The organism is Erwinia sp. V90_4, from assembly GCF_029967685.1.
GTDB classification, from domain to species: Bacteria; Pseudomonadota; Gammaproteobacteria; order Enterobacterales; family Enterobacteriaceae; genus Erwinia; species Erwinia aphidicola.
Window position 1 is genome coordinate 58,219 of the sequence record NZ_JASCAQ010000043.1, and the last position, 18,264, is coordinate 76,482.

Genomic DNA, 18,264 nt, shown 5'->3' on the forward strand with positions numbered 1-18,264 from the left:
TTTGCTGACTTTACTGCACGCAGATTACTGGCCGGAGCCAGCATTCAGCTCAGCTTTGACCTGTTTTTCCTGCTCGAGAAAGGCGGGAACAGTTTGCAGACGAGCATACTCGACCGCCCCCACGTAACGCCCGGCATTGACATCACTTTGCCAGTGCGCGCCACAAATCACCCGGCTCTGCCCAAATTCCCACGCGCGTTCCGCCAGCTCCTTCGCCCGCTCGGGTTTGGCCTGCGACAGCACCAGCGCCAGCAGCGTGCCGTAGGTGGTGTGGCCGGAGGGGTAAGAGCCATTTTTACGCAGCGCCGGTTCATCGGCGGGCTGGCAGGTGTGATGGTTGAACACCACAAAAGGACGGGTGCGCATATAGTAATTTTTCGCCCCGTCCGGCGCGTAAGCACCGCCGAGGATCAGCAGATTTTGCAGCATGTTCCAGGTTGCAGGGGTTTCACTGGCACTGATGGTGACCCCCAGCACGGGCGAGAAGATTTTGGCGATATTCTCGACGTGCAGGTTGGCATCCTGAGTGGCTTGCTGCCAGCGCGGTGAGCCTTTCATCGCGTAGCCTTTTTCATAAGCCGCCTTGTCATAGGAGTAAGCGGAGCTGCCCTCTTTGGGCGGTGGTGGCAGGTAGTACTGGCTGTCGACGGCCTGAGCTGCGGTGTGGAAAGGGGTAACGCTGGTGTTGTCCGCCTGTGCGCAGAGTGCGGTGAGTAAAGCACCGCCTAACATCAGGCTGGAATATAACGCATTAAGTTTCATTGAAATTCCTTTTTATGAGTAAAAGCAGGCTTATCCTCACTGAAAGGCAATGCAAAAAAAGATATGCAGATCTCATTTTATTTTTTATTAAATCTATTTGGATGTTTTTGGCACTCAAAATCAAAAACAGTAACTTAATCAATTAACTAAAACAGTCCCTGTTCGACACAAACTCTGAATAACAGACATAAAAAAAGCCGGTTCCCCGGCTTTTTTTACAATCAACAATCGCTGTTACTTGCCGAACATATCTTTAATCCAGCCCGCTACGCCATCGCTGTCCTTCTGCTCATTTTGCTGCTGCGGCTGACCCTGCTGCGGTTGCTGCTGGCTGTTCTGCTGCTGCAACATCTGCTGCTGTTGCTGAATTTGCTGCTGCTGTTGCTGACACAGCGCCTCAGCATCGGTGGTCCAGACCGGCAGGGTGCGCCAGCTGCTGCTGGCACTGCCGCAGACAAAGTTGCCGGCAGAATCAACGCTCATCGGCGCGATATCTTCCGGCGGCGTCAGCTGCAGCGGCATCGGCGCCTGGTTAGCCAGATAGCGCAGGTAGAGCTGCATGGCACCGCTTGAGCCATAGACCTTGGTCGGCTGGTTGTTATCACGGCCAATCCAGGTGATCGCCACCTCTTTGCCATCAATACCGGCAAACCAGCTGTCCACCAGGTTGTTGGTGGTACCGGTTTTACCCGCCAGGCTGGCGCGAGGATATTTGGCACCCAGCGCGCGCGCCGTACCGTGATCGACCACCTGCTGCATGGTGTAAAGCGTCAGGTAGGCGGCCTGAGCAGGTACCGCACGTTCTGCCTGTGGGAAACTCTGATACAGCACGCTACCATCTTCGGCAATCACCGAGCGCACCGCAGAGAGCGGTGCACGGCTGCCGCCGCTGGCAATAGTCTGGAACGCCTGCGCCACTTCAACCGGGGTCAGGTTAAGCGCCCCCAGCAGCATCGCAGGTACCGGGTTCAGCTGGTCTTTCGGCACGCCCAGTTTGGTCCAGGTATCCACCACCTGCGGCAGCCCCAGCGTCATGCCAAGGTTAACCGTTGGCACGTTCATTGAGCGGGTTAGCGCATCCACCAGCATCACCTGGCCGCTGAATCGACGATCGTCGTTCTGCGGTTTCCATACCTGGCCATTCGGCTGCTTCAGCGCAATCGGGTTATCGGCAATCCAGGTATTCAGGCGATAGGTATCCGGCTGGCTGAGGGCGGTCAGATAAGTCGCTGGTTTTGCCAGGGAACCAATCGAACGGCGCGCCTGCAGGGCACGGTTGTAACCGGCAAACTGCGGATCGGCACCGCCAACCATGGCACGCACTTCACCGCTGAAGCGGTCAACAATCACCATGGCAGTTTCCAGATCGTTCAGGCCACGCTGTTTACGCAGCGCCGGCATCCCCTCTTCCACCGACTTCTCGGCCGCATCCTGTGACACCGGGTCAAGGGTGGTGAAGATTTTCACCCCGGAGAGATCTTTAATTTTATCCCCGAGCTTCGCCTGCAGCTCATTACGCACCATCTGCATAAAGGCCGGCTGCGGCGTGATCACCCCCCCTTTCGGCTGCACACCCAGCGGGCGGGCGCTCAGCATGTCGTACAGCTCCTGGTCGATCACCTTCTGCTGCTGCAGCAGGCGCAGCACCAGGTTGCGGCGCTCCAGCGCCAGCTTCGGATTACGCCATGGGTTATAGAGCGAAGCGCCTTTTACCATCCCCACCAAAAGCGCCTGCTGGTCGAGGCTCAGCTCGTCCACCGGGCGGCCAAAGTAGTAGAGGCTGGCCAGCGGGAAGCCGCGGATCTGATCGTTACCGGCCTGTCCGAGGTACACCTCATTCAGATACAGCTCCAGGATGCGGTCCTTGCTATAGCGCGCATCCATGATCAGCGCCATATAGGCTTCGTTGGCTTTACGCCACAGCGAGCGCTCGTTGGTCAGGAACAGGTTCTTCACCAGCTGCTGGGTCAGCGTACTGCCGCCCTGCACCGCACGCCCGGCGGTGATGTTGGCGAGGAAAGCACGGCCAATCGAGTAGAAGCTGATGCCGTCATGCTGATAGAAGTGGCGGTCTTCCGTTGCCACCAGCGTGTCCACCAGCAGGTCAGGGAAGCCGGCACGCGGCACAAACAGGCGCTGTTCGCCGTTCGGCGACTGCAGCATAGTGATCAGCCGCGGATCGAGGCGGAAGAAGCCAAAGCTGCGGCCGCTGTCGAGATTTTTGATGTCGCTCAGCTGGTCGCCGCTAAAGCTCAGGCGCGCGCGGATCTGCCCCTCTTTGCTGTCGGGGAAATCAAACGGGCGGCGGATCATCTCAATGCTATTACCCTGCACGGTAAATTCACCGGGCCGCGTCATACGCGTCACTTCGCGATACTGCGTGCCTTCCAGCAGGGCGATCATCTCTTTCTTGTTGTACGACATACCCGGCTCGAGGCTGACCATGCGGCCATAAACCGTCGCCGGCAGCTGCCAGACTTTGCCGTCAATGCGGCTGCGGATCTGGGAGTCAAGATAGACACCATAGATTGCCATCACCACGGCAAACAGCAGGAACAGCTTAATCAGTAAGCCAATCCAGCCTCTTTTCTTACGCGGTGAGCGTCCTTTTCCTTTACGTGGCACCGGGGTTACCTCCTCGTCATCCAGGTCATCATCCTGATCGTCATACTCATCATATTCTTCCTCTTCCCTGCGGCGACCTCGCCCCGCTTTGTTACGCGGCGGCTTGGGCTGCTTTCCTTTACGCCCGATAGGTTCGCGATCGTCAGACATGTGTTTCATTTCTCCAGGGGCACGCGTCGGCCAGGCCGACTACTCTCGTCGCACAGGGGCCGTTACGGAAGTGGAACCTTCCGAATATTCGGGCCACGATTCAGTACAGAAAAATCACGTCGCGGAAAACTTTTTCACGCGCCGCGTCGGTAATGTATTTGCCGGGTCATCCGGCCACAGATGTTTGGGGTAGCGCCCTTTCATCTCTTTTTGCACTTCCCGGTAAGCCCCATTCCAGAACGCCGCCAGATCGCGGGTGATCTGCAGCGGGCGCTGCGCCGGGGATAGCAGCTCCAGAACCAGCGGAATGCGCCCTGCGGCGACGCTGGGATTGTGCGCTTCGCCGTACATCTCCTGCAGACGCACCGCCAGGGCGGGCGGTTTATCAGCAGAGTACTGGATCGGCAGGCGGCTTCCGGTCGGCACAGTGTAATGAGTTGGCAATGCAGTATCCAGTTGCTGTCGCTGTGACCATGTGAGCAATTGTAATAACGCAGCGGCACAGTCGAGCTGGCGCAGGCCACGCGCATCGCGCACGCCATTCATCGCGGGCAGCAGCCAGCGCTCCAGGCGCTCCAGCAGCGCGGGCTCATCGGCGGCGGGCCACTCCTCTTCCGGCAGCCACTGCGCGGCACAGACCAGCCGCAATCTTAGCTGCTCTGCCTGTGGCGTCCAGTTCAGCACCGATAAACCTTTGCTGCGCACCCAGCGCAGCATCGCCGCGTGCAGCTCCTGCTCGTCCGGTTTCGCCAGCGGCTGCGACTTCAGCACCAGCTGGCCGACCTGCTCACGGCGCCAGGCGCGCAGCGTGCCTTTCTCTTCATCCCACTCCACTTCAGTTTGCTGCGTCAGCAGAACAGGAAGCTGGCGCACCAGCTGGTCGATATCCAGCGGCAGCGCCTGCAAAATACGCGCGTCGGGTTGGCTATGGCTCTGCAGCAGCTGTGGCGCAATCAGCCACTCGTAGCGGGTTAAGGCCTCTTCACGATCGAGCGCGGCCCCGCTGCCGTTCGCCAGCTGATAGCGCCCCTCGGCACCGCGCCGCCGCGCGATGCGGTCCGGGAAGGCTACCGCCAGCAGCGCCGGGAGGCGATCTTCATCCAGCGTTCCACCACTGACCTTCAGCCGCTGCTGCAGCTGACGGGCGCGGCGCTGCCACTGCGGCAGGCGGCGCTGGAAGCTGTCGCGCAGGTCGGGGCTGCCGCGCTGCGGATCCTCCAGCATCGCCACCAGCTGAGCGGCGGTGGCGACCGCATCGGCATCGCTGCCGGCGGCAATCAGCATCGCGGCAAAGCGCGGTTCGCTGCCGAGCGCGGCCATTTTGCGCCCCTGCGCATTCAAACGCCCGTCACCGTCGGTCGCCCCCAGCTTTTGCAGCAGCTGGCGCGCCGCCTCGATACCCGCGGCGGGCGGCACGTCCAGCCAGTTAAGCTGATTGATATCGTGGCAGCCCCACTGCAGCAGATCGAGCCACAGCGCCGCGAGATCGCTGGTGAGTATTTCCGGGTCGCTGTGGGCGGCAGCGCGCTCCGCCTGCTCCTTGGCTATCAGATGCAGGCAGATGCCGGGTTCGAGGCGCCCGGCGCGCCCGGCACGCTGGGTCATCGAGGCCTGGCTGACGCGCCGGGTTTGCAGGCTGGTCAGCCCGCTGCGCAGGTCGAAAAACGCGCTGCGCTCCAGCGCGCAGTCCACCACCAGACGAATACCCTCGATGGTTAAGCTGGTTTCGGCGATATTAGTTGCCAGCACCACTTTGCGCCGCCCGGCCGCGGCAGGCAGGATAGCCCGGCGCTGATCCGCAAGCGACAGCGCACCGTACAGCGGGCAGAGGTCAACATCGCTGGCGACAAGGTCGCTAAGCGCACTCTGCACACGCTGGATCTCCGCCACGCCGGGCAGAAACAGCAGCAGCGAGCCGCTCTCCTCGCGTAATAGCTGGCTCACCTGGCGTGCCACCGCATCGTCAAAGCGCAGCGTGGGGGAGAGCGGCTGGTAGCGGCGATCTACCGGGAAGGATCGCCCCTCGGAGGCGATCAGCGGTGCATCCGGCAGCCACTCGCGCAGCCGCGAGTTGTCCAGCGTTGCCGACATGATCAGCACTTTCAGATCGTCTCGCAGCCCGCCCTGCACGTCCAGCAGCAGCGCCAGCGCCAGATCGCCCTGCAAACTGCGCTCGTGAAACTCATCAAGGATCACCAGCGACACGCCCTCCAGCATCGGATCCTGCTGCAGCATGCGCGTCAGGATCCCTTCCGTCACCACCTCTAAGCGTGTGTCAGGCCCGCAGCGCGACTCGCCACGCATGCGGTAGCCAACGATCTCGCCCGGCTGCTGGCCCAGCAGCTCGGCCAGCCGCTGTGCAACGTTGCGCGCCGCCAGCCTGCGCGGTTCCAGCAGCAGGATGCGCCCGCTGAATCCCGCCTGTTGCAGGATCTGGAGCGGCAGCCAGGTGGATTTTCCGGCGCCGGTCGGGGCAGCCAGCAGCACCTGCGGGGCGGATTGCAGTGCCGCCAGCAGTTCGGGTAGGACGGCACTGACCGGTAATGAACTCACGTATTTACTCCAGAACGCCATGGTCATAATCTGCGGCGCATTGTAGCATTCCCGGGTTTGATTTACCGGAGGACGCGATGAGCGCACAAAAACGGCTTTTTTTCGGCCTCGAACTGCCGGATGAGTGTAAGCAGAGCCTGATCCAGTGGCGCGCCGCGACCTTCCCGGTGGAAGCGGGCCGCCCGGTAGCCGCCGACAGCCTGCACCTGACGCTGGCGTTCCTCGGCGAAATCAGTGCGCAGAAGCAGCGGGCGCTGATGCAGCTCGCCGGCCGCATTACGCAGCCCGCTTTTACGCTGACGCTGGATGATGCCGGGCACTGGCCGCGCTCCGGCGTGGTATGGCTGGGGCCGCGCCAGGCGCCGCGCGGGCTGCTGCAGCTGGCAGAGCTGCTGCGATCGCAGGCGGCACGCAGCGGCTGTATGCAACCTGCTCTGCCTTTTCATCCGCATGTCACATTACTGCGCTACGCTCTGCACCCGGTGTCGTTGCCGCCGCGCAATTTTCACTGGTCAGTGCCGGTCGAGCGCTTTGTCCTGTTTCAGTCACATTTTACGCGCGGTCGCACCCGCTATGAAGAAGTGGCGGAATGGAAATTACGATAAGGAATTCCTATGGAATTTAGCCCGGACCTGCAACCCGCGCGGCTGGTTAAACGCTATAAACGCTTTCTGGCTGATGTGGTCACCCCGCAGGGTGAAGAGCTGACAATCCACTGTGCTAATACCGGGGCAATGACGGGCTGCGCCACGCCAGGCGACACGGTGTGGTATTCGACATCGGCCAGCCTGACGCGAAAATATCCGCACAGCTGGGAGCTAACCGAAACGCAGCAGGGCGACTGGATTTGCGTCAATACCTTACGCGCCAATGGGTTAGTGCGTGAGGCACTTAATGCAGGCCAGATTGCGGAATTATCCGGTTACGATACGCTGCTGCCTGAAGTTAAATATGGCGCAGAAAACAGCCGGATAGACTTCCTGTTACAGGCAAGCGATCGCCGTAACTGCTATATTGAAGTCAAATCCGTGACGCTATTACAGCAGGGTAAAGGGTATTTTCCGGATGCGGTGACCGTGCGCGGCCAGAAACACCTGCGCGAGCTTAGTCAGATTGCGCAATCGGGCCAGCGGGCGGTACTGTTCTTCGCCGTTCTGCACTCGGGGATTGAGGACGTTGCCCCGGCGCGACACATTGATGCTCGCTACGCAGAACTCCTGTCGCAGGCCCGGCAGAATGGTGTAGAGGTGCTATGTTATAAGGCGCAGTTATCACCGGAGGGGATGGTTCTCAGAAAAGCCCTGAAAGTGGAGTTGTAAAATTTAGCGCAATTTGCTTTTATACTGCCGATCGCGCAAATACGCTTTTCCTCACATGCTTGTCAAGGCGTGATCAGGAATAATTGCTTACCTTAACCGCTTCTGGTATTTATAGCGGCCTGTTTTTTTCCCCATGTGGGATCGATACCCGAAGATTTCGGGTTGCGGGATAGCGACCAACGCCCCTGCAGCTTAAAGATGAAGGGTGTAGTGCGTGTTATCCAGGAGAAGCAACATGCAAGAAGGGCAAAACCGTAAAACATCGTCCCTGAGTATTCTCGCCATCGCTGGGGTGGAGCCATACCAAGAGAAGCCGGGCGAAGAGTATATGAATGAAGCCCAGCTGGAGCACTTCAAGAAAATTCTTGGGGCGTGGCGTAATCAACTCCGGGATGAAGTCGATCGTACGGTCACACACATGCAGGACGAAGCCGCTAACTTCCCGGATCCGGTCGATCGTGCCGCTCAGGAAGAAGAGTTCAGTCTTGAATTGCGTAACCGCGATCGCGAGCGCAAGCTGATTAAAAAGATCGAAAAGACGCTGAAGAAAGTTGAAGACGATGATTTCGGCTACTGTGACTCCTGTGGCGTTGAAATCGGTATCCGTCGTCTGGAAGCGCGTCCTACCGCCGATCTTTGCATCGACTGTAAAACGCTGGCAGAAATCCGCGAAAAACAAATGGCCGGTTAACGGCATATGATTGTGCAGTGAAGCGGGGAATCTCTCCCGCAGTCGCTTCACTGCCCATCTTCAAGATGATGACCTCAGACTATATCGGGCGCTTCGCCCCCTCCCCCTCCGGTGAACTTCACTTTGGCTCTCTGATTGCTGCTTTAGGCAGTTATCTCCAGGCTCGCGCGCAGCATGGCGCGTGGTACGTACGCATTGAAGATATTGACCCGCCGCGTGAAGTCCCCGGTGCGGCAACGCGTATCCTGCAGCAGCTGGAGCAGTACGGACTGGAGTGGGATGGAGAAGTCCTGTGGCAGTCGCAGCGCCATGAAGCCTACCGCGCCGCGCTCGATCGACTGCAGCGTGACGGGCACAGCTACTACTGCACCTGCACGCGCAGCCGTATTCAGCAGGTTGGCGGGCTGTACGACGGCCACTGCCGGGCGCTGGGGCTCGGGCCGGAAAACGCCGCGCTGCGCCTTAAGGTTGATCGTCCGCTGAGCGAATTTCACGACCAGCTGCGTGGCAGCGTCAAGGCCGATGCCAGGCTGGCGCAGGAAGACTTTATTATTCATCGCCGCGATGGGCTGTTTGCCTATAACCTTGCGGTGGTGGTGGATGACCATTTCCAGGGCGTGACGGAAGTGGTACGCGGCGCGGACCTGATTGAGCCGACCGTGCGTCAAATCACGCTCTACCATCAGTTTGGCTGGCCTGCGCCGCGCTATCTGCACCTGCCGCTGGTGTTAAACCACGACGGCAACAAGCTCTCCAAGCAGAATCATGCGCCGCCGCTGCCGGAAGGCGATCCGCGCCCGGCGCTGGCAGCAGCGCTGCGTTTTCTCGGTCAGCCGGTGGCAGAAAGCTGGCGCGATCTGAGCGTTGCCGCGCTGTTACAGCACGCAATCGGTGACTGGAAGTGCAAAAAAATCCCAATAAACGACGCGCAGCAGTAGCATACACCGACTTCGGCATTCTCAAACGCTTCACTCTGAGCTATGATTAGCCGCTGTTTTTACCGACCAAATTTCATTGTCACTATCGAGGTGTCCCATTTTTACCCGAGTTGCTAATTTTTGCCGGAAAGTCCTCAGTCGCGATGACGTGGCGCCAGCCGAGGTCGAGGAAGTGCGTCAGATGACCGTCATTCCGCGCGATAGTCATAACATCTCGCGCAAGGACATCAGTGAAAATGCCCTCAAGGTACTGTATCGCCTGAACAAAGCCGGATTCGAAGCCTACCTGGTAGGCGGCGGCGTGCGCGATTTGCTGCTGGGTAAAAAACCGAAAGACTTCGATGTGACCACCAACGCCACGCCGGATCAGATGCGTAAACTGTTCCGCAACTGCCGTCTGGTCGGTCGTCGCTTCCGCCTCGCGCACGTGATGTTTGGCCCGGAAATTATCGAGGTCGCCACCTTCCGTGGTCACCATGAAGCGGAGCAGCCGGTTGCTGATGACCGCAACAGCTCGCAGCGCGGCCAGAATGGTATGCTGCTGCGCGATAATATTTTCGGTTCGATTGAAGATGACGCCCAGCGCCGCGATCTGACGATTAACAGCCTCTATTACAGCGTGGCCGACTTCACCGTGCGTGATTACGTGGGTGGCCTGAGCGACCTGCAGCAGGGCATCATCCGGATGATCGGTGACCCGGAAACCCGCTACCGTGAAGACCCGGTGCGTATGCTGCGCGTGGTGCGCTTCGCCGCCAAGCTGGACATGAGCATCGCGCCCGAAACCGGTGAGCCCATCCCGCGTCTCGCTACGCTACTGAACGATATCCCACCGGCACGCCTGTTCGAAGAGACGCTGAAGCTGCTGCAGGCGGGTTACGGTCATCAAACTTATCTGAAACTGCGTGAATATCAGCTGTTCCAGCCGCTGTTCCCGATCATCACCCGCTACTTCACCGAACAGGGTGACAGTAATATGGAGAAGATGATCCTGCAGGTGCTGAAAAATACCGATAACCGCATCCACAACCAGATGCGTGTTAACCCGGCGTTCCTATTTGCGGCGATGTTCTGGTATCCACAGCTGGAAGCCGCGCAGAAAATCGCCCAGGAGAGCGGGCTGGTCTACTACGATGCCTTCGCGCTGTCGATGAATGACGTGCTGGATGAGGCGTGCCGCTCGCTGGCTATTCCAAAACGCATTACCACGCTGGTGCGGGATATCTGGCAGCTGCAGCTGCGCCTGTCGCGCCGCCACGGTAAACGTGCGTGGAAGCTGATGGAGCATCCGAAATTCCGCGCCGCTTACGACCTGCTGGCACTGCGTGCCGAAGTGGAAAACAACCACGAACTGCAGCGTCTGACCACCTGGTGGGGCGAGTTCCAGGTTTCTGCGCCACCGCAGCAGAAAACCATGCTCAACACCCTGGGCGATGATCCGGTGCCACGCCGCCGCACCCGCCGCCCGCGCAAGCGCGTTCCCGGCGGTCAGCGCCGCGACCATAACAACGACGCATGATCCGCGTTTATCTGGCGCTGGGCAGTAATCTGGCCGACCCGCTGCATCAGGTGCAATCTGCCCTGAATGCGCTGGCGGCCCTGCCTGATACCACGCTGGTAGCCACCTCTTCTCTTTACCGCACCCCCCCTTACGGCCCGCCGGACCAGCCTGATTTTCTCAATGCTGCCGTGGCGCTGGATACGGCACTTGCGGCCGAAACCCTGCTCGACCATACCCAGCGCATTGAGCTGGAGCAGGGGCGCGTGCGCAAAGCGCATCGCTGGGGGCCGCGCACGCTTGACCTCGACATCATGCTGTTTGGTGAGCAGACGCTGAGCACGCCACGCCTGACGGTCCCCCACTACGATATGCACAATCGCGCCTTTATGCTGCTGCCGCTGCTGGAGATCGCCCCCGATCTGACTTTGCCCAACGGCACCCGCATCGCGGATTTGCTGGCGACGCTCGACAGCAGCAGCATCCGGCACTGGTAATCGGCAAACCGCGGGCCGGGCATGCCCGGCCCCTACGTAGGGGCGAGGCATCCCTCACCCGCGACCTGGCTCGTGACCTGCTCCGCGACAATGCTGACATCCCTCTCCCCTTCCATTAAGATACGCCCAACAGAAAATGCCTAACGGGGATCTGATGAAACCGACTACCGTCTCGACCTTACGCCAGTGGAAGCAGCAGGGGCACAAATTCGCCACCATCACCGCCTATGATTACAGCTTTGCCCGCCTGTTTGCCGATGAGGGTATTCAGGTCATGCTGGTGGGTGACTCTCTTGGCATGGTGGTTCAGGGCCACGACTCCACGCTGCCGGTCACGGTTGCCGATATCGCATACCACACGCAAACCGTGCGCCGTGGCGCCCCCGCTGCGCTGCTGCTCGCTGACCTGCCGTTTATGAGCTACGCCACGCCACAGCAGGCCTTTGACAGCGCCGCGACGCTGATGCGCGCCGGGGCCAACATGGTGAAGCTGGAGGGCGGCAAGTGGCTGGCGGAAACGGTGCAACAGTTAACCGAACGCGCGGTGCCGGTGTGTGGCCACCTCGGGCTGACGCCGCAGTCGGTGAATGTTTTTGGCGGGTACAAAGTGCAGGGTCGTGAAAGCGCCGATGCCGAGCGCCTGCTGGAAGATGCACTGGCGCTGGAAGCAGCAGGCATACAGCTGCTGGTGCTGGAGTGCGTGCCGGTTTCGCTGGCAAAACGCGTGACCGAGGCGCTGGCCATCCCGGTGATTGGCATTGGCGCGGGCAGCGTCACCGACGGTCAGATACTGGTGATGCACGACGCCTTTGGCATTACCGGCGGTCACATTCCTAAATTTGCCAAAAACTTCCTCGCTGAGGCCGGAGAGATCCGCGCCGCAGTGCGTCAGTATGTGGCAGAAGTTGAAGCCGGAAGCTATCCGGCCGCTGAACACAGTTTCCAGTAAACCAGGAGAAACACCGTGCTGATTATTGAAACCCTGCCGATGCTGCGCCGCGAAATTCGCCGCTGGCGCCAGGACGGCAAGCGCATTGCGCTGGTGCCAACCATGGGCAACCTGCATGACGGGCATATGACCCTGGTGGATGAAGCGCGCGCGCGTGCCGATATCGTGGTGGTGTCGATCTTCGTTAACCCGATGCAGTTTGAGCGCGCGGACGATCTGGCGCGCTACCCGCGTACGCTGCAGCAGGATTGTGAAAAGCTGAACCGCCGCGGCGTTGATCTGGTGTTCTCCCCGGCACCGGGCGATGTCTATCCCAAAGGGCTGAGCGAGCAGACGTTTGTCGACGTCCCCGGCCTTTCCACCCTGCTGGAAGGCGCCAGCCGTCCGGGGCACTTCCGCGGCGTTTCCACCATCGTCAGCAAGCTGTTCAACCTGGTGCAGCCCGACCTCGCCTGCTTTGGCGAAAAGGATTACCAGCAGCTGGCGCTGATCCGCAAAATGGTGGCGGATATGGGCTACGATATTGATATCGTCGGCGTGCCCACCGTGCGTGCCAAAGATGGCCTGGCGCTCAGCTCACGTAACGGCTATCTGAGCAGCGATGAGCGTAAAATCGCCCCGGTGCTGAGCCAGGTGATGCACAGCATCGCTGCAAAACTGGCAAGCGGCGAGCGCCATGTGGAAGAGATGATTGCGGCGGCGGAAAGTGAGCTGGCAGCGCAGGGCTTACAGGCCGATGGGCTGGCGATTGTGGATGCCGATACGCTGCTGCCGCTCAATGTCGACAGTCAGCGTGCGGTGATCCTGATGGCGGCCTGGCTCGGCAAGGCTCGCCTGATTGATAACCAACAGGTTGATCTGACCCAGTAGACAGACGTGCGGCGCCGGGTAATACTGGCGTCCGTTTTTTGCATTGACTGTAGAGTGATGAGTTATGAATCGTACTATGTTGCAGGGCAAACTCCACCGGGTCACCGTGACCCAGGCTGACCTGAATTACGAAGGTTCCTGCGCCATCGATCAGGATTTCCTCGATGCTTCCGGCATTCTGCAATATGAAGCGATCGATATCTATAACATCAACAACGGCCAGCGTTTCTCAACCTACGCTATCGCCGCCGAACGCGGTTCGAAAATCATCTCGGTCAACGGTGCGGCAGCGCGCTGTGCCTGCGAAGGGGACCTGCTGATTATCTGTTCGTACGTGCAGATGTCGGACGCAGAGGCCCGCGAGTGGCAGCCGAAGGTGGCCTATTTCGAAGGTAAAAACCAGATGAAGCGCGTGGCGAAAGCCGTGCCGGTTCAGGTGGCGTAAAAAGCCAAACATGTAGGGGCCGATCGGAAAAATGATCGGCCCCTATCAATCAGGTACGTAATCCGCGACCGCGCTGGATCAGCACCCACACCAGAATATAAAACACCGCAATAAACGCCACCAGCACGCCCAGCGTAAACGCCAGCGGCACATCGTTAATCCCGAGGAAACCGTAGCGGAATCCGCTGATCATGTAGACGATCGGGTTCAGCTTCGACACCATCTGCCACACCGGCGGCAGCAGCGTCAGTGAATAGAACACCCCGCCAAGGTAGGTCAGCGGCGTCAGCACGAAGGTCGGGATCAGGCTGATATCATCGAAAGTCCGGGCAAATACCGCATTCAACAGGCCCGCCAGCGAGAACAGCACCGCCGTCAGCAGCAGCGTCACCGCCACCATCAGCCACGAATGCACCTGGAACGGCACGAAGAACAGCGAAATCGCCGTCACCAGCACGCCCACGCAGATCCCGCGCGCCACGCCGCCGCCGACATAACCGGCGATAATCACGTGCGTCGGTACCGGTGCCACCAGCAGCTCTTCAATATTGCGCTGGAACTTGGCGCTGAAGAACGACGAGGCCACGTTGGCATAGGCATTGGTGATCACCGCCATCATAATCAGGCCCGGCACAATAAACTGCATATAGCTGAAGCCGTGCATCTCACCGATGCGCGAGCCGATCAGGTTGCCGAAAATAATAAAGTAGAGCGTCATGGTGATCACCGGCGGCACCAGCGTCTGGATCCAGATGCGGGCGAAACGGTTAATCTCTTTACCCCAGATGCTCTTCAGGGCGACCCAGTATAAATGTGTCATGCTTTTTCTCCTGTGCGCCCGTTAACCAGGTCGACAAACAGCTCCTCAAGACGGTTGGCCTTGTTGCGCATACTCAATACCTGCACGCCCTGATGGCTGAGCTGGCTAAACACGCTGTTCAGCCCCTGCTCACGCAGCACTTCCACTTCCAGCGTCGAGGTATCAATCAGCCGGTACTGGAAACCTTCCAGCTTCGGCAGCGGGCTTTTAGCCGCGAGGTCGAGAATAAAGGTTTCCGATTTCAGCTTAGAAAGCAGGCCCTTCATTGAGGTGTTTTCCACCAGCTCACCGCGCTGGATAATGCCGATATTGCGGCACAGCATTTCGGCTTCTTCCAGATAGTGGGTGGTCAGGATAATGGTGGTGCCCTGCGCATTCAGCTCCTGCAGGAAGGTCCACATTGAGCGGCGCAGTTCGATATCCACCCCGGCGGTTGGCTCATCGAGGATCAGCAGCTTTGGCTCGTGCATCAGCGCGCGGGCGATCATCAGGCGGCGCTTCATCCCGCCGGAAAGCATGCGCGCACGTTCGTTGCGTTTATCCCATAAATCCAGCTGCTTCAGGTATTTTTCCGCACGCTTTAACGCGTCCGGTTTCTCCACGCCGTACAGTCCGGCCTGGCTGACCACAATCTGCATCACGGTTTCAAACTGGTTAAAGTTGAACTCCTGCGGCACCAGCCCGAGCTGACGCTTGGCGTTGACCACGTCCTGCTGCAGGTCATAGCCAAACACCCGGACTTTGCCGCCGGTTTTGTTAACCAGCGAGCTGATAATGCCGATGGTGGTAGATTTACCGGCGCCGTTAGGGCCGAGCAGCGCATAGAAATCACCGGCCTCGACAGCGAGATCGATGCCCTTGAGCGCCTGAACCCCGCCTGCGTAGGTTTTGGTCAGCTTTTCAAGTTCCAGTGCATATGTCATAGGTAAGCGAGAGCCTTATTCATTTATACCCTTCAGACTTCAAGCTGCAGGTGCGTTGGCTACATTCGTTCACCCGAATCACTGACTTCAGTAAGCTCATCGGGATTCACTCATTTGCCGCCTTCCCGCAACTCGAATTATTTTGGGTATGGGTTTCTTGTTTGTCATTTCCAATCACGGAGCGTTGCCCTATATTACGGTACGCATTTCGAGGTAGTGGCAGACATCATTATGAAAGACATTAACACCCTTATCAGCAACAATCGCCAGTGGTCCAAATTACTGAAAGAGGAAGATCCCGGTTTCTTTGAACGCCTGTCTCTGGCGCAGAAACCGCGCTTCCTGTGGATTGGCTGTTCTGACAGCCGGGTACCTGCCGAGCGCCTGACCGGGCTGGAGCCGGGTGAACTGTTTGTTCACCGCAACGTCGCCAACCTGGTGGTGCACACCGATCTCAACTGCCTGTCGGTGGTGCAGTACGCGGTTGAAGTGCTGGAAGTGGAACACATTATTATCTGTGGTCACTACGGCTGCGGCGGCGTTCAGGCGGCGGTGGATAACCCGGAACTCGGCCTGATAGACAACTGGCTGCTGCATATCCGTGATTTGTGGTACAAGCATAGCGCGTTACTCGGTGAACTGCCGCCGGAAAAGCGCTTTGATAAACTGTGTGAAATCAACGTGATTGAGCAAGTTTACAACCTCGGCCACTCCACCATCATGCAGTCAGCGTGGAAACGCGGGCAGAAGGTCAACATTCACGGTTGGGTTTACGGTATTCAGGACGGTTACCTGCGCGATCTGGAAGTCTCCGCAACCAGTCGTGAAATCCTCGAACAGCGCTATCGCCACGGTATCGCCAACCTGCTGAACGACCCGGATATCAATCCGTAATCCCCATTTATATCCTTGCTCTAAATTATTCACGCTGGATGAAGGCGGCAAGCCTGCGAATCCCCGGGAGCATAGGTCACTATGTGACTGGGGTGAACAGGAGAAGCCAACGCACAGGCAGCTTGAAGAATGACGAGCAAGCGGCGTATGTTATTACAGGCCGGAAAATCCGGCCTTAGTCGATTGTGCTGTGGATAAACCTGCGATTACTCGTCCAGCATCACCACTTTTCCCACGTACGGCAGGTGGCGATAGCGCTGGGCATAGTCAATGCCGTAGCCCACCACAAACTCGTCAGGAATGGCGAAACCGACATACTCTACCGGCACGTCCACTTCGCGGCGGGAAGGCTTATCCAGCAGGGTGCAGATCGCCACGGATTTCGGGCCGCGCAGGTTGAAAAGCTCACGCACTTTGCTCAGCGTATTACCTGAATCGATAATATCTTCGACGATCAGCACGTCTTTACCGCGAATATCCTCATCCAGATCTTTAAGGATTTTCACATCACGGGTGCTCGAGGTGCCATTTCCGTAGCTCGACGCCGTCATAAAGTCGACTTCGTGGGGGACATCAATGGCGCGACACAGATCGGCCATAAACATAAATGAACCGCGCAGCAGGCCCACCAGCACCATTTCACTACCGCTGTCGCGGTAATGTTCAGTGATTTGCTGGCCGAGTGCGGCAACGCGGGATTTGATCTCCGCTTCGGAGATCATAACTTCAACGGTGTGTTTCATAGCTCTTCGTCGATTGCTCAGGGAAAGCGCCGCAGTTTATCACACTTCTCACGCCCGACGCTCGCTGTTGCGCAACGTGGCTTTCATTCGCGCGCGACAGACATATAGACTGCTGTACGTTCAGATAGCCACATTTCATATCGCATAATGATTTAACCATAGAGCGTTTATTCATTTATCAGCACAACCTGCCACATGCTAGCTTAGCGTCCAGAATAAGTAATCATCATGCCAGCAGGCAGGAGAACACATGGCTTCATCACATTCCAAAAAGACCCACATTGGCACGCGCGAGCTGCAGCCCGAAACGCAGATGCTGAACTACGGTTATGACCCGGCGCTCTCTGAAGGCGCGGTTAAACCCCCGGTGTTTCTCACCTCGACCTTTGTGTTTAACAGCGCGGAGGAGGGGCGGGATTTCTTTGATTACGTTTCGGGCCGGCGTGAACCCCCTGCGGGCGAAGGTAACGGGCTGGTCTACTCGCGCTTCAACCACCCCAACAGTGAAATTGTCGAGGATCGGCTGGCGATCTACGAGCGTACCGACAGCGCGGCGCTGTTCTCGTCGGGGATGTCGGCGATCTCCACCACCCTACTGACCTTTGTGAAACCGGGTGATGTTATCCTGCACTCACAGCCGCTGTATGGCGGCACCGAAATGCTGCTAAGCAAAACCTTCCACAATCTTGGCGTGACCTCGGTGGGCTTTAGCGATGGCGTTAATGAAGCGTCGGTACAGGCGGCGGCGGATGCCGCGATGGCGCAGGGGCGGGTATCGGTGATCCTGATTGAATCCCCAGCAAACCCGACTAACAGCCTGGTGGATATCGCGCTGATTAAGCGCGTGGCCGACAAAATTGAACACCAGCAGCAGCACCGCCCGGTGATTGCCTGCGATAACACCCTGCTCGGCCCGGTGTTTTCCCGCCCGACGGAGCACGGGGCGGATATTTCGCTCTATTCCCTGACCAAATATGTCGGCGGCCACTCGGATCTGATCGCCGGGGCAGCGATGGGCAATAAGGCCCTCATCCGCCAGGTGAAGGCGCTGCGCAGCGCAATCGGCACGCAGCTCGATCCGCACTCCAGCTGGATGATTGGCCGCTCGCTGGAGACGCTGGCACTGCGCATGGAGCGGGCGAACGGTAATGCCGCCGCCGTGGCGGAGTTTCTGCGTAGTCATCCGGCGGTCGAGCAGATTCACTATCTGCCATTCCTGGCGGCGGACTCTGCGGCTGGAAAAACCTGGCGCGCCCAGTGCAGCGGTGCCGGTTCGACCTTCTCGTTCGATATTCGAGGCGGTCAGGAGGCGGCATTTAAGTTCCTCAATGCGGTGCAGCTGTTCAAGCTGGCGGTCAGCCTCGGCGGCACCGAATCTCTCGCCAGCCATCCGGCCAGCACCACCCACTCCGGCGTGCCGCTGGAGGTGCGCGACCGCATTGGCATAAAATCCTCTACCATCCGTTTATCGATCGGTATTGAGAATAAAGATGATTTGATCGAGGATTTGCGCCTGGCGCTGGGATAGAGGCGGGCGAGGCATGCCTCGCCCCTACAAAGGCAAGGAGATGTTTTCGTAGGGGACGA

The 18,264-nt window shown here is 58.8% G+C and carries 17 protein-coding genes; 11 read left to right on the top strand and 6 right to left on the bottom strand.

Features of this window, described 5'->3' with window-relative positions:
* Positions 1-24 precede the first annotated feature (24 nt).
* From QLG07_RS10185 to hrpB, 3 genes are all read right to left on the bottom strand, one after another.
* Positions 25-732, bottom strand: a complete 708-nt coding sequence (locus tag QLG07_RS10185; protein ID WP_336225039.1) for a phosphatase PAP2 family protein — start codon at positions 730-732, stop codon at positions 25-27.
* Between the two features lie 264 nt (positions 733-996).
* The gene (mrcB, locus tag QLG07_RS10190; protein ID WP_048914969.1) at positions 997-3,537 is read right to left on the bottom strand and encodes a bifunctional glycosyl transferase/transpeptidase; all 2,541 of its coding nucleotides are present in this window, start codon (positions 3,535-3,537) and stop codon (positions 997-999) included.
* A 114-nt stretch (positions 3,538-3,651) separates the two neighbouring features.
* On the bottom strand, positions 3,652-6,111 hold the full coding sequence (hrpB, locus tag QLG07_RS10195) for an ATP-dependent helicase HrpB (RefSeq protein WP_191149497.1): 2,460 nt from the start codon (positions 6,109-6,111) through the stop codon (positions 3,652-3,654).
* Positions 6,112-6,167: 56 nt separating this feature from the next.
* Between hrpB and thpR the strand changes: the two genes are divergently transcribed.
* The 9 genes from thpR (at position 6,168) to panD (ending at position 13,297) form a co-directional block, all read left to right on the top strand.
* Positions 6,168-6,695 (top strand): RNA 2',3'-cyclic phosphodiesterase, encoded by a 528-nt coding sequence (gene thpR, locus QLG07_RS10200; RefSeq protein WP_282469155.1) that lies wholly within the window; start codon positions 6,168-6,170, stop codon positions 6,693-6,695.
* 9 nt (positions 6,696-6,704) lie between these two features.
* The gene (sfsA, locus tag QLG07_RS10205; protein ID WP_133624437.1) at positions 6,705-7,409 is read left to right on the top strand and encodes a DNA/RNA nuclease SfsA; all 705 of its coding nucleotides are present in this window, start codon (positions 6,705-6,707) and stop codon (positions 7,407-7,409) included.
* A gap of 235 nt (positions 7,410-7,644) precedes the next feature.
* Positions 7,645-8,100: an RNA polymerase-binding protein DksA gene (gene dksA / locus QLG07_RS10210; RefSeq protein WP_048914966.1), complete on the top strand. Its 456-nt coding sequence runs from the start codon at positions 7,645-7,647 to the stop codon at positions 8,098-8,100.
* A 68-nt stretch (positions 8,101-8,168) separates the two neighbouring features.
* Positions 8,169-9,038 (top strand): tRNA glutamyl-Q(34) synthetase GluQRS, encoded by an 870-nt coding sequence (gluQRS, locus tag QLG07_RS10215; protein ID WP_282469210.1) that lies wholly within the window; start codon positions 8,169-8,171, stop codon positions 9,036-9,038.
* A 97-nt stretch (positions 9,039-9,135) separates the two neighbouring features.
* Positions 9,136-10,557, top strand: a complete 1,422-nt coding sequence (gene pcnB / locus QLG07_RS10220) for a polynucleotide adenylyltransferase PcnB (RefSeq protein ID WP_208864919.1) — start codon at positions 9,136-9,138, stop codon at positions 10,555-10,557.
* Positions 10,554-11,033 (top strand): 2-amino-4-hydroxy-6-hydroxymethyldihydropteridine diphosphokinase, encoded by a 480-nt coding sequence (folK, locus tag QLG07_RS10225; protein ID WP_133624439.1) that lies wholly within the window; start codon positions 10,554-10,556, stop codon positions 11,031-11,033. The genes pcnB and folK overlap by 4 nt, the downstream gene beginning before the upstream one ends.
* Positions 11,034-11,187: 154 nt before the next feature.
* On the top strand, positions 11,188-11,982 hold the full coding sequence (panB, locus tag QLG07_RS10230) for a 3-methyl-2-oxobutanoate hydroxymethyltransferase (RefSeq protein WP_282469156.1): 795 nt from the start codon (positions 11,188-11,190) through the stop codon (positions 11,980-11,982).
* 15 nt (positions 11,983-11,997) lie between these two features.
* Positions 11,998-12,852, top strand: a complete 855-nt coding sequence (gene panC, locus QLG07_RS10235; RefSeq protein WP_133624441.1) for a pantoate--beta-alanine ligase — start codon at positions 11,998-12,000, stop codon at positions 12,850-12,852.
* A gap of 64 nt (positions 12,853-12,916) precedes the next feature.
* Entirely contained in the window at positions 12,917-13,297 is a 381-nt protein-coding gene (gene panD / locus QLG07_RS10240) for an aspartate 1-decarboxylase (RefSeq protein WP_099754623.1), read from the top strand.
* A gap of 49 nt (positions 13,298-13,346) precedes the next feature.
* Here the strand turns inward: panD and QLG07_RS10245 are convergent, their stop codons facing one another.
* The gene (locus QLG07_RS10245; RefSeq protein ID WP_048914961.1) at positions 13,347-14,117 is read right to left on the bottom strand and encodes an ABC transporter permease; all 771 of its coding nucleotides are present in this window, start codon (positions 14,115-14,117) and stop codon (positions 13,347-13,349) included.
* Positions 14,114-15,040: an ABC transporter ATP-binding protein gene (locus tag QLG07_RS10250; protein WP_133624443.1), complete on the bottom strand. Its 927-nt coding sequence runs from the start codon at positions 15,038-15,040 to the stop codon at positions 14,114-14,116. The genes QLG07_RS10245 and QLG07_RS10250 overlap by 4 nt, the downstream gene beginning before the upstream one ends.
* A 231-nt stretch (positions 15,041-15,271) precedes the next feature.
* Between QLG07_RS10250 and can the strand changes: the two genes are divergently transcribed.
* Positions 15,272-15,934, top strand: a complete 663-nt coding sequence (gene can / locus QLG07_RS10255) for a carbonate dehydratase (protein WP_099754533.1) — start codon at positions 15,272-15,274, stop codon at positions 15,932-15,934.
* 206 nt (positions 15,935-16,140) lie between these two features.
* Here the strand turns inward: can and hpt are convergent, their stop codons facing one another.
* Positions 16,141-16,677 (bottom strand): hypoxanthine phosphoribosyltransferase, encoded by a 537-nt coding sequence (hpt, locus tag QLG07_RS10260; RefSeq protein ID WP_048914958.1) that lies wholly within the window; start codon positions 16,675-16,677, stop codon positions 16,141-16,143.
* A gap of 250 nt (positions 16,678-16,927) precedes the next feature.
* On the opposite strand from hpt, the gene QLG07_RS10265 reads away from it, so the two are divergent.
* Positions 16,928-18,205: a cystathionine gamma-synthase family protein gene (locus tag QLG07_RS10265; protein ID WP_282469157.1), complete on the top strand. Its 1,278-nt coding sequence runs from the start codon at positions 16,928-16,930 to the stop codon at positions 18,203-18,205.
* Positions 18,206-18,264 lie beyond the last annotated feature (59 nt).

Excerpts from the sequence above, each read along its gene's own strand:
- QLG07_RS10185 (WP_336225039.1), bottom strand. The coding sequence starts at position 732 with ATGTTAGGCGGTGCTTTACTCACCGCACTCTGCGCACAGGCGGACAAC.
- mrcB (WP_048914969.1), bottom strand. The coding sequence starts at position 3,537 with ATGTCTGACGATCGCGAACCTATCGGGCGTAAAGGAAAGCAGCCCAAG.
- hrpB (WP_191149497.1), bottom strand. The coding sequence starts at position 6,111 with ATGGCGTTCTGGAGTAAATACGTGAGTTCATTACCGGTCAGTGCCGTC.
- thpR (WP_282469155.1), top strand. The coding sequence starts at position 6,168 with ATGAGCGCACAAAAACGGCTTTTTTTCGGCCTCGAACTGCCGGATGAG.
- sfsA (WP_133624437.1), top strand. The coding sequence starts at position 6,705 with ATGGAATTTAGCCCGGACCTGCAACCCGCGCGGCTGGTTAAACGCTAT.
- dksA (WP_048914966.1), top strand. The coding sequence starts at position 7,645 with ATGCAAGAAGGGCAAAACCGTAAAACATCGTCCCTGAGTATTCTCGCC.
- gluQRS (WP_282469210.1), top strand. The coding sequence starts at position 8,169 with ATGACCTCAGACTATATCGGGCGCTTCGCCCCCTCCCCCTCCGGTGAA.
- folK (WP_133624439.1), top strand. The coding sequence starts at position 10,554 with ATGATCCGCGTTTATCTGGCGCTGGGCAGTAATCTGGCCGACCCGCTG.
- panB (WP_282469156.1), top strand. The coding sequence starts at position 11,188 with ATGAAACCGACTACCGTCTCGACCTTACGCCAGTGGAAGCAGCAGGGG.
- panD (WP_099754623.1), top strand. The coding sequence starts at position 12,917 with ATGAATCGTACTATGTTGCAGGGCAAACTCCACCGGGTCACCGTGACC.
- QLG07_RS10245 (WP_048914961.1), bottom strand. The coding sequence starts at position 14,117 with ATGACACATTTATACTGGGTCGCCCTGAAGAGCATCTGGGGTAAAGAG.
- QLG07_RS10250 (WP_133624443.1), bottom strand. The coding sequence starts at position 15,040 with ATGACATATGCACTGGAACTTGAAAAGCTGACCAAAACCTACGCAGGC.
- can (WP_099754533.1), top strand. The coding sequence starts at position 15,272 with ATGAAAGACATTAACACCCTTATCAGCAACAATCGCCAGTGGTCCAAA.
- hpt (WP_048914958.1), bottom strand. The coding sequence starts at position 16,677 with ATGAAACACACCGTTGAAGTTATGATCTCCGAAGCGGAGATCAAATCC.
- QLG07_RS10265 (WP_282469157.1), top strand. The coding sequence starts at position 16,928 with ATGGCTTCATCACATTCCAAAAAGACCCACATTGGCACGCGCGAGCTG.